This window comes from Hymenobacter perfusus, assembly GCF_003944765.1.
GTDB classification, from domain to species: domain Bacteria; phylum Bacteroidota; class Bacteroidia; order Cytophagales; family Hymenobacteraceae; genus Hymenobacter; species Hymenobacter perfusus.
In genome coordinates, this window is sequence record NZ_RWIU01000010.1 from 1 (window position 1) to 14,077 (window position 14,077).

A 14,077-nucleotide genomic window follows, 5' to 3' on the forward strand; every position below is an offset into this window, starting at 1 on the left:
CACTTCGCCAATTGTGCGGCCGCCTTGCTGACAAGCGGCCACCACACGTTCACGCAAGTCGGTGGAGTAGGCTTTCATCAACGGAATCTACACTAAAACCTGTACACAAACCTGGAATTCGCTCTAACTCCGCTTTGCCATGCCTAAATCCTATCAGCCGGAAGAAACGCCCCCGATGAAGTCGGAGGATATGACACGTGACCTGGTAACAATACCCGAAGTGCTGCGCCGCCTTGCTGAGCAGAATGCTGAGTGGCAGCTTCTGGCTAAAGCCCTGTTCACTCTTGATAGCGACGCGAAGGTCCCCACGGGCAAAAAACTACAGCAGGACCTAGGCCTTTCACCTTCCAAATACCGCCGCTGGCTTGACGCATTATATGCGGCCTTCCTGCACCTGCTGGAAAGCGATGCCGATGCCGTAGTATTCAAGCAGGTAGAGCACCAACTCATCTTGACTGGCCGGCGGGCCTCGCAGACCTTCAGTTGCCGCCTTCCCCTAACGCCCCGGGTGGGTGAACAGCTGCAGCTGGATTTCCTACGGGCCGTGACTGGTGAGACCATGTTCTATGTCCAAAGCATCATTCACGATTTCACCGAGGGCCACTACACAGTGCTTGTATACCTAGAACACGGGTATTTCAACGCGTATCAGCACCAGCTGAGGGAGCGAGCCCGCTTTGAGGAGACCATCGGTCTGGATGTCTTTTTTCATGCGCCGGATTATCTCCTGGATGATCTGCTGCGGATGCGGTATCCACCCCCTGCGGAGTCATACAAAGCAGAAGAAGCGCTTGACAAAGCGGAAGCCCGCTATGGGAGACGCTCCCTGTTTGGGAGGAGGAGAAGGTGATAAAGCGGTGACTACTTCAGAAGGCTGATGTCAGGACAAGGATATGACTTTCGGTCATAACAGTGCAGCTGACCTTTCAGCTGATTCATGTTATCCGGCGATCTGCCGCCTGCTCAACTGGTCGGGCCGTTGTCCGTGCGGGCTTCCACCGTTTGCTGCACGGCAGGAGCTACTACCGAAAGCACATCTAGGCCCGTTGCTGCTTCAATAGCGTCGACGCTGGTACGGTACTGTCCCCAGTTCGTGCTCAGGCTATTGTCGTTGGGGGTATCGATGGCAATCACCCGCGTCGCACTAGTCACCCGGGCGGCATCATCTGTCCCGACGGGCAGCACCACGACCACCTTCCAGCAGCGCGCCGGCACGGTTACCCGCCCCTGATCCAGGGTCGTCAGGTAGCCATTGCTGCCAGTTCCTCCCCGCCCATACGAGCCGCAAATGATGTAGAGCTCATTGCCCTGGCCTACCAGCGTGCGGCAGTAATCTTCCAAGTTTGCCCAGGTTTGCTGGTTGTTGCGCGGGGCCTGCGGCATCATGTTGGTCATCAGAAACGTGGCCGAGTTATCGGCCACCGTCCGCGTGCGGTCGGCCGAGGGGCAATTGTGGCCGCGGTCAAAGCCCGAGCCCGAGTAGCTGCTGGCCGACACTTGGTACCAGCCCGCCGGCAACTCGGCATCGGGGCGAAAGTCATCCTGCCGCGCGGCACTGCCCAGCCAGTCGCTGCTCAGGTGCCAGCTCACCCAGTTCGGCTTGCCCTGATCCCGGTGGTAGGACAGCGCGAACTGCGGCTTTAGCAGCAGGTAGTTTGTGGGCTGGCTGGCATCCGCGGTTGCTCCGCTAGGGTTGCCCAGCGTCAGGTGCTCCGGCAGCACCGCGGTGGCGGGGGTTGACGGGGCGGGGTCCCGGGATGTCTGACAGGAGACGGCTCCGAGCAGTATCAGGGAAAACAGCCAGCGGCTGAGTGGAAAATTCTTTAACATCATACAAAAGTAAAATACGGCTCTTCCAGCCTCTCATCAGCAGAGCCCGCTACCTGAATCCTAGGGTATCGCCGGGAGGAGAGGGCAAAATTTCAAGGTCATTGTGCGTATTTAGCCAGCCCTAACCCTGACTTAGCTGAATTCAACGCCCTGCCCTACGAGCGACAACTAGTGCTTGTATATGACCAGGGCCGCTACCTGGCCCGGCGGTGGGAGGAAGAAGACGGCGTCAACCTGTACCTGCTCCCCGGTGGGGTATTCGTTGAGCTGTACTACGACACCCACCGCAACGAGATCGCGCGGCTCCGGGCATTCACCAGCTCCGACGAGCTGCTGGACTTTGTTGGTGGGGTTCGATTGCCGGGGCTGGATTGAGGCAGCCGGCCGGCTCACCGCTCCAGCTGTTCCGCTCCCCGGTCGGCCCGGGCCGGGCCGGCGGATTGTCGCTCGGCTGCCGGGAGTGGCAGCTGCAGTACAGTCACTGCCTGGCGCAGCTCCTCCAGCGGACGACTGTTGTGGAGCGCGGGCAGCCTTTCGGCCGTTTCGATTGCCCGGCCGACATTCTCGCGATTTAATCCTCCCAGGTAGGGGTTGCGGTCCACATGGCGGATTGTTTCCTGCAGGCGCGCGGCCGCCAATGGCTCCCCGTGCTCCCGCAGGGCCCGGGCCAGCTGCGTGGCCGCCACCCCGAACGCGGCCTGGGCTCGCTCATGAGTGGGGGCTTCGGCCGCAGTTGCCCGCTGGCTTTGCTGTTCCAGTCCCTGCTGCCGGGCAATTGCGCTTACCTGACCGGCTGCTTCCCGAAAGCGCCGGGCATCGGTCTGGTCCTGCCGGGCATCCGGCCCCTGCAGGGCGGGGTGCCTGGCAATTTTTTCCGCCGCCTGTTCAAACTGCGATAAGTGGGCCTGAATCGCAGTGGGGTTTAGGTTCGTCGCCTCTACCCCCTTACCCACCGCCACGCCCTTCTCGTAATTGCCCGCCCCGGGCATGTTGGCTACTATGTCCATCACCCGGTAGCCCGTCACTTCCAGCTCGCGGCGGGTATCCATAGCTTTCATCTCCGGGGATAAGCCCGTCAGGGGCCGCGCCTGGCTGGGGTCGCGCACCCTCTCGGCTTCAAGTCCCGGCGCCGGGCTGATGACCTGCTCAAACATGGCCTTCAGCGCCTGCAAGTTCTTGGCTGCTTCCTCGGGCGCATGCGGACGGACCATGGCCAGGTCACGGGCCCGATTGAGCGTAGCCGGGTCAATGCGGGCAAAGTCGACCTGGTAGCCGGCTTCCTTGCCCAGCTGCACAAACGTGGCTTGCAGTGTACGCCCGTTGCCGTCCCGAAAAGCGTGGGTGTGGTTGTACTGGTCAAGGTAGTAGGCCGCACGCTCGGCAAACTTCTCTTCCGATAGCCCTTTGAGGTAGTTCTCTTTGCCCAGCTGCTCGCCGATGGCGTTCAGGCGCGGCTCTATTTCCTTATAGGGCGCATAGGTCATCGTCTCCTTAAAGCCGGTGACGTAGGTAGGCTTGTGCCCCTGAAACTCGCGGTCGGCCCGGGTTTCGCCGGCCCACGGGTAAACCCCCTCAAATAGCTTCTGGTGGACCTGCTTGAGGTGGGCGTGGTCGTAGCGCCCGCCAGGAATACCGCCCTGCAGGTTGAGCCGCTGCAGGCGCAGCAGCGAGGAGTCGGTTTCGGCCTGGGCCAGCTGCTGGGGATCGGTAATGCCCAGCCGGTTGATCCGTACTCCGTTCTCGTCGCTGAAACGGTCGCCGGCTACCATCAGCGCGCGGGGTTTGCCTCTGAGGTAGCAGACCCGGCTTCCGGCCGGTAGCGGGTCAGCAGCATGGCATCGGTGAGCTTAATGGCCTCCTCGATGCTGATCTCCCCGTCCACGTGTCGCTGCATGATGGCCAGCGCTTCCGGGCTGGGTGCAGGTCCGTTGCTCATCAGGATGGCAATGGAGTTGTTGGCGTGCCGCTCGCGCTCATGGCGGGCGGTCATCTGCTCCGGGTCAAGGCCGGCCGGGGCGGGCGTAAAAAAGCTCTTCATCATGGGTCTGGGGGTTGGATACTGAGGTACTTACTCAACAGCAAAAAGGGGCTAAACGTCGCTTTTTGCGGGGTTTTTGAGGCTATTCGACCTCATTCTTTGTGCCTCCTGCTAAGGTGTTTACATGCAGGGCCAGGGTTTCTCTTACCTGCTGGCTGATCCGCCGGTAATTCTCCTGCACTACCGTCGACAACGCGGCGGCACTGTCCTCCTCGTCGGTGCCAAACGTGGCCACGGGGTGCAGCGGAAATCGCTCCTGGGTAGCGTCGGCCCGGGAGATGACGCCCTGGAAGAAGGTGCGCTCGGTTTCCACCGTCTGCCCGATAAACTCCCCCTGCTGCAGGCTGATGGCATCCTGCACCCGCACTAGGCTGCGCTCCTGGTAGCTGGTGCTCAGGTTCGAACTGTGGCTGCCGTGGCTGCCGGCCCCGCCCTGGCTCTTACCGGTACTGGTACTGTGCATCTGCTTGTCCTCACGGCCCACGAGCTCGGAGATGAACTTGGCCGTGTCCAGCGAGTTGACCTTGCCAAAGAACTGGTTATTGAGGTTGGAGACCATAACTTTCATCTTTTCAGGCCCATAGGCATCAGTCATTTGAGCGAGATCCTGGGTCATGTAGATGGTGGCCACCTTGTTGCTGCGGGCCGTGGCCGGCAGCAGCTCCAAGCCCGGCACGTAGACGGTGGCAGCCTCGTCCAGGAAGACGTAGCTGCGGTGCTTGTGCTGCTGGTTCATGAGCTTGATGGCCACCGTAATGATGCAGCTGACCACGGGCGAGAAGGTTTCCTTCAGCGTGGGGTCGTTGCCGATGCACAGCAGTGCGGGCTGCTTAGGGTCGTTTAGGTTGAGCGAGAACCCCTCCCCTTTCTCCTCGTCGGGCGTGAGCACCCACACGATTTCCGGGGAGTTGATGCGGTTGAGAATCACCTGCAGCGTGCCCACGACAGCGGCCACCTGCTTTTCGGCCCGCTGCTCGACGGCCGTCACGATGCTGCGCACCATGCCGGCGCACTCCGGGTCGGTTTCCAGCATCGAAAGCACGTGCTTGAAGTCCTTGTGCACGGCCGTGGCCACCACGTGGGGAATGGTGCAGTAGCGCGGGAAGTGCTTTTTGTAAAACCAGATGATGCCCGTCAGGTAGGCCACCGCGCTGATGTCGAAGAACTCCATCTTGCGGATGCTGGCCGGGTTGAGGTTGTTGATGATGGCCCGGGAGTACTCCTCGGCAAAGGCCACCACGGGCATGTCCTCGGCCCGCAGCGGGTTTACCCGCTCGCTGCGGGTCAGGTCGCGAAAGTTGATGACGTGCAGCATTACCGCCGGCTCGGGCTCCCCATTGGGCATCAGCCGCGGCGGATCCTGCCGGCGCCCGGCCAGCTCCAGCGCCTTCTGGGCCACTTCAGCCAGCACCGGAAACTTGAAGTCGTAGATGAGCCCGGCAAAGTTCTTGACCGCCAGCTGCTCGATGACCGGCTCCCCAATGGAGTAAGTCTTACCCGCTCCGGCCCCCCCGAGCACCAGCATGCCGCGGTAGGGATTGGGTACGTTCACCCAACCGCCCCCTTCCGTGGGCAGATTGAACCCATCCGGCGTCTCCAGCTTCTTCCGTTCCACGCTCAGCCCGAACTCCGGGCTCTTCGTCATGGCCCGCAGCAGCCCTACCATGAAGCCACAGGCCAGCGTCACCGTCGCCGCACCGGGGTACGCCACCCGGATAAAATCCGGGCCGTACGTGGCCATGGTCAGCAGCACATAGGCACCGAGCAGAAACAGCCCCGCGCAGCTGCCTGTCACGATGCGCACGGCCTCGGGCCGCAAAGGCTTGCGCCGGGCCTGTCCGGGCTTGCGCTGGGGCGCTGCCTGCCCGAATACCAGTCCGATGGCAACGAGCAGCAACAGTCCCCGCAAATAGATGCCGGCGGCGTCATAGAACCGGCCGGCCTTGACCAGCAGCCTGGCTTTAACCCCCGGCCCGGCGCTGCCTACGCTTACCGCAGCTGCCCCTCCCCTGCTGACCAGCTGGTCGCCGGCCCGGCCAGTGGCCGTGACCAGCCCGGCGGCCGGCTTACCCACTACCGGGGCGGTCTGCCGCTGCAGCCGCTGGCGCCGGGCTTCGGCGCGCTGTTGGTTGATGACAACCATTCGCGCTGCCAGCCGCTGCGTGGGCGTCAGCACAGGGGCCTCGTGCTCCTGGCGCTGCCTGGCGCGGGCGGCCGCCAACTCGGCCGGGCGCTGCAGCAAGTACCATTCGCCGGCCAGCAGGCTCAGCAGCAGTAGCCCCAGCAGCAGGAATATGTTTTGCGTATTGGCCGCGGGCCGGGGTGGTTGACTGTTCATCCGAAGGTAAAAAGGTGGATAGTGAATGGGCCGGGCTTACATCTCGATGTCCAGCTCCGCACTGCGGCGCCCCGGCTTTTCGGCCACGTGCTCGGTGCGCTCGTCCTGGCCTGCCGGCGTGCTTCGCACTAGGCGCTGCACCGCGTGCAGGGCCGTAGCCGCTTGGCGCTGCGGCGTGAAAGCCTGCTCCCGGCCGGTCGTCAGCAGCTGCACGGCATTGTCAATGGGACGGCCGTCGCGGGCCCGTTCCTCCACGCGGCTGAGCATCCGGTAAAAGGTCTTGTCAAACTGCCGGCTGACGGCAATGCCCTGCACCTGCTCAGCCGCCAGCCGCTGCTCCGGGGGTACCAACAGGTTGATGCGCGCCACCCGCCCGGCAATCTTGTCCAGCCGGCCGGCATCGTGTGTGGTGTCTCTTTCTCTTGCTTTTGGCCGCAGCTTTTCATGGGCCTGAGCCACGTAGCCGAACTGTCGCTCAAACTGCCGGCCGGCAGCTTCCTGCCAGCGCATCAGATCAAACCGCTGCCGGCGCCCGCCGGGGTTCAGGGTAAGCTGCTGCTCCGCGTTGCGGGCGCTGACGATGACGTGCACGTGGGCCTGCAGCCCCGCCCGCTTCTCTCCAACTTTAGCAGTGCCGGCGACTACCTCGGGGTCGGTCCCCCGGTGGGTGCGATCCTGGTGCAGGATGGCACCCCACTTGATATCCTCGGGGCCCAGCTGCCGGCCGCCGGGCAGGGCGAAGTTCTGCGCGTATTGACGCATCACCTCCCGGGTATACGCCCGGAGCTTGTCCGGGTCGCTGCCGATGTGAGCCAGCTCCTGCTCACTCGGGCTCAGCACCAGGGAGTAGAATTTAGCTTCCGTCGCCCGCAGCCCTTTCACGTTGGTGTCGATGGTGTGCAGCAGCTGCCCGGCACTAATCTCGTCGGATTCCGAGGTGAAAAAGGCCGCTTCCCGCCCCTCCCCTACCGCCTCGTGCTGCAGGTAATTGAGCGTTTGCGCGCAGCTGCCGGTATTGGTATAGGCCGCTTTGCCGTGGGTCTTGGGATTGATTAACTTGGCGTACATCCGGGAATAGAAGGGTATTTTTCGCGTATATCGTGGGGACTTTTCCCGGCTATTGCTCCTGCCCTGCTGCCGATCCGGCCGGCTTGCTGCGCTGACCGGGGACCTCTTTTCGAGCCGCTTCCAGAGCTTCTCGCACCTGTTTTTCCACGGCCTCCTCGTTACGCTGCCGCAGCAGCTGCAGGGCTTGCTGCTGCCGTTGCATCTGCGCCTCGCTGAGCGTTTCCAGCTGCGCGTTGAGGTTGCCCACCAGGATTTCATTTAGCCGTAGCACCCGCTCCAGCGTGATGCGCGTGCGCAGCATCTCCTCCAGCATGGGCGTGAGCAGCGTACGCTCCTGCTCCTGCATAAACTCGAATACCCGGTCCCCGAGCTTTTTTATTTGCTGCATGATGAGCTGCCCCTCGCGGGCTTCGGTCTCGCGCGGGTCCAGGCCCCGGGTAGCAAAGTATTCCACCGCCGCGCTAGCGTACACGTTCAGGCTGGCGCCGACTTCCCTAGCAGCCGCTTCGGCTTTCCGGTGGGCATTGTTGTCCAAGGTGACCCGCTTGCGTAGCTCCGTGCTCATCGTGTTGTTTCCATTTTTCAGCCTTGTGGGCCATCTTTACTGCTTTAAATCAGCCACTTACCTTACCATGGCCCACAAATCAGCTCTGCTGGTTTATAAACTACTCAAGACTAGTGCGTTAGCCACGGTATTGGGTTGTTCTTCTTGCTAAGACTATTCTACGGTTAGCAAAAAGTTAGTGATAAGCTAGTACGCAGCTTTGTACCGCCGTGTTAGCCGCTGGTGCTTTTTTCACCTACCGCCCTGTTCTATCGTGCTCCGTGGTTAGCGTATTAGACCGCTGCTTATAGTTTCGGCAACTGGCCAAGCGGACTGATTTGGCCTTGGCTCAGGGTCTCCGAATTGCTTTTCAGAGCCAAGCCGTGAGTTCTCAATTCCGAACCTTCTCCCTGTAGTTCTGCAATCCTGTATTTCTGTTGCTATAGGCAAACTGAACCTAACAGCAGTACAGCAGCGGTAGCATCGATCTTCTGCTTTTCTGTTGTTCTGTTTTTCTGCAACTCCACACCCACGAACAGCAATTAGGCAAAGACAGCATTTTCTGCTTTTATGCAAATCTGTTTTTCTGTATTTCTGTTGTCAGCATCGACAATACCTCTTTTTTTTTGGGGGGGGGTCTACAGATTTGTTATTCTACAGCTACACAGTTTTGCAGAACAGAATTTCTGTTAGTCTGTGGTAATGTTGTATTGTTTTTCTGCTTTTCTGTTGTTTTGTATTTATGTTGAAAAACTGATTAGCAGAATTGTTTATCTACGTTTTTGCATAACAACATTTCTGCTAATCAGCAAAAGAGTGATTCTGTGTTTCTGCTTTTCTATTACATTTGACTCATCGTCCCGCTGGTCGTCGCAACCGGCCTCTACTCCCGACCTCAACCCCGCACCAACTATGTCCAAGGTTATCAGCTTTGCCACCCAGAAGGGGGGCTCCGGTAAATCCACCCTCGCCCTCGTGCTGGCCGCTCCGCTGGCCACCGAGTACGGCCTGCGCATCGCCGTTCTCGACTGCGACTACCAGCAGAGCATCGTCAAGACCCGCGAGCAGGTCGACGCGGCCAACTTCGCCAAGCTGCGCGAAGCCAACCCCGACGCCCAGTACCCCTACGACGTGTACCCCTGGCAGCTGAATCGAATTTTCGACTTCATCGACAACCCCGAGCACAACTACGACCTCATCATCATCGACGTGCCGGGCCGGGCCGACGGGGACGACGTGTTCAACGCCCTGACGGCCTGCGACGCGGTGATTGTGCCCCTGGTATCGGATTACCTGGACCGGGCCTCCACGGCCGAGTTTATGACCATCTTGGAGGCCATTAAGAAAGCGGCCGACGACGCGCAGATTGACTTTCAGTACTACGGCCTGCCCACCAAGCGCGTGGCGGGGCAGCGGGAGGAGAAGGAGATGGACGACTACATCGACGGGCTGGGCCTTTCGCGCTTCAACTCCTACCTGGGTCACCGCAAGGCCTATACCCGGGCCTCGACGCTCTACAGCCTGCTCAACCCGGCCTGGGCCCGCTACGCCGGCGGCACCAAGGACACCAGCGACGAAATTCGCCGCGTGTGCGAGGAGCTCATCGAGCGCCTGGGCCTGCCCGACCGCCGCGCCACGGCGGGCGCTTCTGTATCCACCGCTTCAACCTCTGCGAAATAATGGCCTTCGAGAAACCACAAATCACCCCGCGCCGCCGCATTGAAGTGCCCGAAGAAGCCCGCCAGCAGGCCCGGGCTGGGATGGGAGGGGAAGCCACCCGCACGGCCACCGCGCCGCCCGCACCGGTAGAGCCCATTGCCGCGCCGGCCACAGTTGCTGCCCCAGCCCCGGCGTCCGCTCCGGTAGAGGCACCCGCGCCAGTCGCTGCAGCACCGGTAGCCCCGGCGGCTGCGCCTGTACGCGCCTCCACACGGGGACGGAAGCCCGCCGCGGCAGCCTCGTCCGCACCGGAGGCCGAAGTGCCGTTGCACACGGTTCAAATCGCTAAATCCGTGGTGCAGGAGATTAAGATGAGCCTGCTGCTGGCCACACCCGGCCCGGACACGCCCACCACCATCAAAAATTACCTAGAAGCCGCCCACCGGCACTACGACGCGCACCTACGCAAAACCGGTAAGCTGCCGCCGGCCAAGTAGGGGAGGGGTAGAAAGAATTGAACCAACAAAGCCAGCCTCCTTGGGGGCTGGCTTTCATTTTGGGCGGTGGGGGAGGGGAGAAGTCAGTCAGCTGCTTGCTGGGTTCAGCTGTTGCCAGGTGGGCATTCCATCTCTCACATTTTATAAGCTTTACTCCCAAAGCTTGGCGCTGGAGCCTGCCGGCCCGCGGGACGCCAACCGACGCTGAAAATCCAAATAACCTTACTTGAGTGGCTTAAAACGGCATTCCGGAAGGGCAAAACCGAGGCTTTACTGCCATTGCTGAGCTAGGGTTTCGCTTATAAAACGTGCTAGTTGGCCCTCTTCAGGAGCTAGGTGACTTATAAAACGTGGTAATTCGTTGTTAGTCATAAGTTAGTACAAAGTTAGTATCAACTGATTCTACCCTGAAAGAAGTTGATATGGCTTATAAAAAGTGGTGCAGGTCCATGAGTAGCCATGGCTTCTGCCGCAACTACAGTAACTTATGAAACGTGGTTTTAAGCGGGTAATATGCTGTGACCGCTTAGAAAAGTGCAATCCCTGTGGTCGTTAGGTCAGCCTTCTTTTTTTGTTGTTTTCTTGTTTGTTCTGGCCCGGGGTTTGGACCACCATCCTAAAAGCTATTCCGAATGCGCATCAACAACCTTTGTGAGTTTATTTGTTTTTACTTGTCTATTTGTAGGGCTCACAAGTACTTGATAATCAATAGTATGTAAAGGCATAAAACCACTTTTTATAAGCGTAAAACCACTTTTTATACCTTTTATTACCACGTTTTATAAGTGAACTCTCACGTTTTATAAGTCTAACCACCACGTTTTATAAGCCAAAAACCACGTCCAACTACCACTGTGGTTTTTTAGCTTCCGGTCGCTTATATTTGCTTTGTCCCCGCGTTCTTATGTCCTAGTCTATGAAGCTTGAAGATACTGCCGTTGTACTTGTCGAGCCAGCTCCGGTTCCGGTTGTCCGCCAACATAACGCCATCACTCAGGCCCGCTACGACTACACTGCCTGCCAGCTGGACATCTTCTTCTACCTGCTCTCCCGGCTGCGCCGGGACGACACGGCCGACCAAGAGTACACCATCTACGTGAAGGACGTGGAGGCGCTGACCGGGCGGCAGTGGAATTACCAGCAGCTGCGCGAGGCGACTGCCGACATGGGCTCGCGCATGTTCGAAGTGGAGAATGAGCGCACCTACCAGCAGCTGTGGATGTTTCAGCGGGTGGAGTACATCAAGGGCAAAGGCTGCCTGCAGATTCAGCTGGCAGCGCCCATCCGGCCCTTCCTGTTCAACCTCAAGGAAAACTTTACCTCTTACCAGCTGCACTCGGCCCTGAAGCTGAGCAGCAAGTACGCCAAGCGCATCTACCAGCTGGTAAGCCAGTGGAAGGACAAGACCAGCACGCGCACGTATCCGCTGGACGAGTTCAAACAGATGCTGCATCTGAAGGACCCGAAGGGCAAGGAGCCGGAGCTGTTTCAGAACATCAGCCAGCTCAAGGCCCGGGTGCTCGACATCGCCGTGCGTCAGGTTAGCGAGCATACCGACCTCAAGATTGACTATGAGCTGGTCAAGAAGGGGCGGGCCTACGACGCGGTGCGCTTCACCATTGCCCGCCAGCAGCCCCAGCAGTTGCCCATCCCGTTTGAGCAGCCGGCCGAGGACGCCCGCGTCCACGCAGCCCGGCAGAGCCTGGAAATGCTGGGCATCACTCAGCCCCAGCTAGTGGCCACCATTCTTGCTGACCCTAAGCACTTGGATCAGCTCTTCAAGTTTACCTACCAGCTGAAAACTGATAAGGTGAAGGCGACAAAGAACCCCGGCGGGCTATTCCTGAAAATCTGCGGCCTGCGGTAACCGACGGTTGTTCGAAGGGAAAAACAAGCCCGCCCATTTAAGCAATAGGTTCTGAGCGGTATAGGATGCGTGCTTTTTATACCCTTTCGGGTATAAAGCTCGTTAGCGTGGTTATCTCTACACCCGTTCGGGTATACAATATGACTTCTTCCCTGGTAGCTTTTGTGAAGCAACGCCGCAAGTTGTTGCGTCTAACCTAGGCTGAGACGGCTGCCAAAGCCGGCGTCGGGCTACGCTTTGTACGTGATTTAGAGCAAGGTAAAGCGGCGCTTCAACTGGCTAAAGTAAATCAGGTTCTGCGTCTGTTTGGCTACCAGTTGGGCCCGGTGGCCATGGACCGCTATTAACTCCTGAATGAGTACGACTAATATCTTAATTGGTGTAGCTCGTTCAGGCTAATGCGCAATATAATGAGCTCCAATACGTATAATTGTGCACTATATTGCACATTATGCCCAAAGATCCCGTTGTACTTTTACCCCGCCTTCAGCAGTTGCTCACCCAAATGGGAGAAAACATCCGCCTAGCCCGCTTGCGCCGCAAGCTTAGCGCGGCCCGCGTGGCAGAGCGCGCGGCCATAAGCCGCAACACCCTACACGCCATTGAGCAAGGCGCTTCCACGGTGAGCATGGGCGCCTACCTGCAGGTGCTGTTCGTGCTAGGCCTAGAGAAAACCATTCTGGAATTGGCCGCCGACGACGTGTTAGGCCGCAAGCTGCAGGATGCCAATTTAGTGGTTAGCATGCGGGCTCCGAAACAGTCTTCTGGCGAGTAGACCCATGGCTAAAACCGCTGAACGTCGCCAGCTCTACGTGTACGCCGACTGGCAGGGCCTGGCCGATGGACCGCGGCTGATGGGCACGCTTTCGGCCGTGCCGGTGCGGGGCAAGGAAGTATTTTCCTTTGCCTACGACGCGCAGTGGCTGGCCCTGCCGCAGGCCCAAGCGCTGGACCCGGCGCTACAGCTGTTTGTCGGCCCGCAGTATCTGCCTGAAGACCAGGCCAACTTCGGCCTCTTCCTAGATTCTTCGCCCGACCGCTGGGGGCGGCTGCTCATGCGGCGGCGCGAAGCCGCCTTGGCCCGGCAGGAAGAGCGCCGCGAAAGGCCGCTGCTCGAATCGGACTACCTGCTGGGGGTCTTCGACGGCCACCGCATGGGCGGGCTGCGCTTCAAAGCCGACCCGGCGGGCCCCTTCCTCAACGACAACCGGGCCATAGCCGCGCCGCCGTGGACGTCGCTGCGCGAACTGGAATACGCCAGCCTGCAGTTGGAGCGGGTAGATGCGCCCCAGGACCCGGACTACCTCAAGTGGCTTTTCCTGCTGGTGGCGCCCGGCTCCTCGCTGGGCGGCGCCCGACCTAAAGCCAGCGTCATGGACGAGCAAGGTGGACTATGGATTGCCAAGTTTCCCAGCGGTCAGGACGAGCACGACGTAGGCGCTTGGGAAGCGGTGGTCAACGAGGTGGCCCAAGCCGCTGGCCTACAGGTGGCCACCGGCCGCGCCCAGCGCTTTAATAGCCGCCACCACACCTTCCTTTCCCAACGCTTTGACCGCACGGCCGTCGGCGAGCGGCGGCACTTTGCCTCCGCTATGACACTGCTGGGCTACCAGGACGGCACCGACCACCAGGACGGGGCCAGCTATCTGGAGCTGGCCGGGCTGCTCGTGCAGCAGGGCGCCCGCGTGGCCGAGGACCTGACGGAACTCTGGCGTCGCATTGTGTTTAATATCTGCGTGTCCAACACCGACGACCACCTGCGCAACCACGGCTTTCTGCTCACGCCCCAGGGCTGGCGCCTCTCGCCTGCGTTTGACCTGAATCCCATCCGGTACGGGCAGGGCCTAAAGCTCAACATTTCCGAAACCGATAACGCGCCCGACCTTGACCTGGCCCGGGAAGTAGCGCCTTATTTTCGGCTATCCGCGGCGCAGGCTGAGGCCGTGCTCGCTCAGGTGGTGGCCGCGGTGCGGCAATGGCCGGAGGTGGCCAGCCGCTACAAGCTGTCCCGAACCGAGCAGGAAATGATGGCCGGGGCCTTTGAGGCGGCGCGGTAAAACCTGGCAAGCAACGCGGCAAGCCCGTGCAGCCGGAGGTGGCGGCTATAAGCATGCCGCTCCGATTTAACCTTTGCACCAAACTTTTAACCAAGGCCAACTATGTCCCGATGGTGCCTTGCTCAGCTAAACCACTTCAACTCTATAAATCTTCTATTGACCAAGTGAGTGCTATGTAC

The 14,077-nt window shown here is 60.0% G+C and carries 13 protein-coding genes; 7 read left to right on the plus strand and 6 right to left on the minus strand.

Features of this window, described 5'->3' with window-relative positions; translation table 11 throughout:
* The first annotated feature begins 139 nt into the window (after positions 1 to 139).
* A complete protein-coding gene (locus tag EI293_RS20485; RefSeq protein WP_125440422.1) occupies positions 140 to 850 on the plus strand; it encodes a hypothetical protein in 711 nt (236 codons plus the stop codon).
* A 113-nt stretch (positions 851 to 963) separates the two neighbouring features.
* Here the strand turns inward: EI293_RS20485 and EI293_RS20490 are convergent, their stop codons facing one another.
* On the minus strand, positions 964 to 1,830 hold the full coding sequence (locus EI293_RS20490; RefSeq protein WP_125440423.1) for a DNA/RNA non-specific endonuclease: 867 nt from the start codon (positions 1,828 to 1,830) through the stop codon (positions 964 to 966).
* A gap of 171 nt (positions 1,831 to 2,001) precedes the next feature.
* Here EI293_RS20490 and EI293_RS20495 point away from each other — a divergent pair, with 171 nt between their 5' ends.
* Entirely contained in the window at positions 2,002 to 2,205 is a 204-nt protein-coding gene (locus tag EI293_RS20495; protein ID WP_125440424.1) for a hypothetical protein, read from the plus strand.
* A 14-nt stretch (positions 2,206 to 2,219) separates the two neighbouring features.
* Here EI293_RS20495 and EI293_RS20500 read toward each other — a convergent pair whose 3' ends face one another.
* The 5 genes from EI293_RS20500 to EI293_RS20520 all read right to left on the minus strand — a co-directional run bounded on the left by EI293_RS20500 (position 2,220) and on the right by EI293_RS20520 (position 7,839).
* On the minus strand, positions 2,220 to 3,599 hold the full coding sequence (locus EI293_RS20500; RefSeq protein WP_125440425.1) for a Fic/DOC family protein: 1,380 nt from the start codon (positions 3,597 to 3,599) through the stop codon (positions 2,220 to 2,222).
* Positions 3,599 to 3,871, minus strand: coding sequence for an antitoxin VbhA family protein (locus EI293_RS20505; RefSeq protein WP_125440426.1), 273 nt, complete (start codon positions 3,869 to 3,871; stop codon positions 3,599 to 3,601). The genes EI293_RS20500 and EI293_RS20505 overlap by 1 nt, the downstream gene beginning before the upstream one ends.
* A gap of 79 nt (positions 3,872 to 3,950) precedes the next feature.
* Entirely contained in the window at positions 3,951 to 6,206 is a 2,256-nt protein-coding gene (locus EI293_RS20510) for a type IV secretory system conjugative DNA transfer family protein (protein WP_125440427.1), read from the minus strand.
* Positions 6,207 to 6,242: 36 nt separating this feature from the next.
* Entirely contained in the window at positions 6,243 to 7,274 is a 1,032-nt protein-coding gene (locus tag EI293_RS20515) for a DUF5712 family protein (RefSeq protein WP_125440428.1), read from the minus strand.
* 49 nt (positions 7,275 to 7,323) lie between these two features.
* Complete coding sequence (locus EI293_RS20520) at positions 7,324 to 7,839, minus strand: BfmA/BtgA family mobilization protein (protein ID WP_125440429.1); 516 nt, start codon at positions 7,837 to 7,839, stop codon at positions 7,324 to 7,326.
* A gap of 891 nt (positions 7,840 to 8,730) precedes the next feature.
* Here EI293_RS20520 and EI293_RS20525 point away from each other — a divergent pair.
* From EI293_RS20525 to EI293_RS20550, 5 genes are all read left to right on the plus strand, one after another.
* Positions 8,731 to 9,498: a ParA family protein gene (locus EI293_RS20525; RefSeq protein ID WP_170170468.1), complete on the plus strand. Its 768-nt coding sequence runs from the start codon at positions 8,731 to 8,733 to the stop codon at positions 9,496 to 9,498.
* On the plus strand, positions 9,498 to 9,974 hold the full coding sequence (locus EI293_RS22170; protein ID WP_170170469.1) for a hypothetical protein: 477 nt from the start codon (positions 9,498 to 9,500) through the stop codon (positions 9,972 to 9,974). Before EI293_RS20525 ends, EI293_RS22170 begins: the two co-directional genes overlap by 1 nt.
* A gap of 916 nt (positions 9,975 to 10,890) precedes the next feature.
* Positions 10,891 to 11,841 (plus strand): replication initiation protein, encoded by a 951-nt coding sequence (locus tag EI293_RS20535; protein WP_125440432.1) that lies wholly within the window; start codon positions 10,891 to 10,893, stop codon positions 11,839 to 11,841.
* A 451-nt stretch (positions 11,842 to 12,292) separates the two neighbouring features.
* Complete coding sequence (locus EI293_RS20545; RefSeq protein WP_125440433.1) at positions 12,293 to 12,616, plus strand: helix-turn-helix transcriptional regulator; 324 nt, start codon at positions 12,293 to 12,295, stop codon at positions 12,614 to 12,616.
* Between the two features lie 4 nt (positions 12,617 to 12,620).
* Entirely contained in the window at positions 12,621 to 13,898 is a 1,278-nt protein-coding gene (locus EI293_RS20550; protein ID WP_125440434.1) for a type II toxin-antitoxin system HipA family toxin, read from the plus strand.
* The last annotated feature ends 179 nt before the right edge of the window (positions 13,899 to 14,077 follow it).

Excerpts from the sequence above, each read along its gene's own strand:
- EI293_RS20535 (WP_125440432.1), top strand. The coding sequence starts at position 10,891 with ATGAAGCTTGAAGATACTGCCGTTGTACTTGTCGAGCCAGCTCCGGTT.
- EI293_RS20505 (WP_125440426.1), bottom strand. The coding sequence starts at position 3,871 with ATGATGAAGAGCTTTTTTACGCCCGCCCCGGCCGGCCTTGACCCGGAG.
- EI293_RS20515 (WP_125440428.1), bottom strand. The coding sequence starts at position 7,274 with ATGTACGCCAAGTTAATCAATCCCAAGACCCACGGCAAAGCGGCCTAT.
- EI293_RS20490 (WP_125440423.1), bottom strand. The coding sequence starts at position 1,830 with ATGTTAAAGAATTTTCCACTCAGCCGCTGGCTGTTTTCCCTGATACTG.
- EI293_RS20525 (WP_170170468.1), top strand. The coding sequence starts at position 8,731 with ATGTCCAAGGTTATCAGCTTTGCCACCCAGAAGGGGGGCTCCGGTAAA.
- EI293_RS22170 (WP_170170469.1), top strand. The coding sequence starts at position 9,498 with ATGGCCTTCGAGAAACCACAAATCACCCCGCGCCGCCGCATTGAAGTG.
- EI293_RS20485 (WP_125440422.1), top strand. The coding sequence starts at position 140 with ATGCCTAAATCCTATCAGCCGGAAGAAACGCCCCCGATGAAGTCGGAG.
- EI293_RS20545 (WP_125440433.1), top strand. The coding sequence starts at position 12,293 with ATGCCCAAAGATCCCGTTGTACTTTTACCCCGCCTTCAGCAGTTGCTC.
- EI293_RS20550 (WP_125440434.1), top strand. The coding sequence starts at position 12,621 with ATGGCTAAAACCGCTGAACGTCGCCAGCTCTACGTGTACGCCGACTGG.
- EI293_RS20520 (WP_125440429.1), bottom strand. The coding sequence starts at position 7,839 with ATGAGCACGGAGCTACGCAAGCGGGTCACCTTGGACAACAATGCCCAC.
- EI293_RS20500 (WP_125440425.1), bottom strand. The coding sequence starts at position 3,599 with ATGGTAGCCGGCGACCGTTTCAGCGACGAGAACGGAGTACGGATCAAC.
- EI293_RS20510 (WP_125440427.1), bottom strand. The coding sequence starts at position 6,206 with ATGAACAGTCAACCACCCCGGCCCGCGGCCAATACGCAAAACATATTC.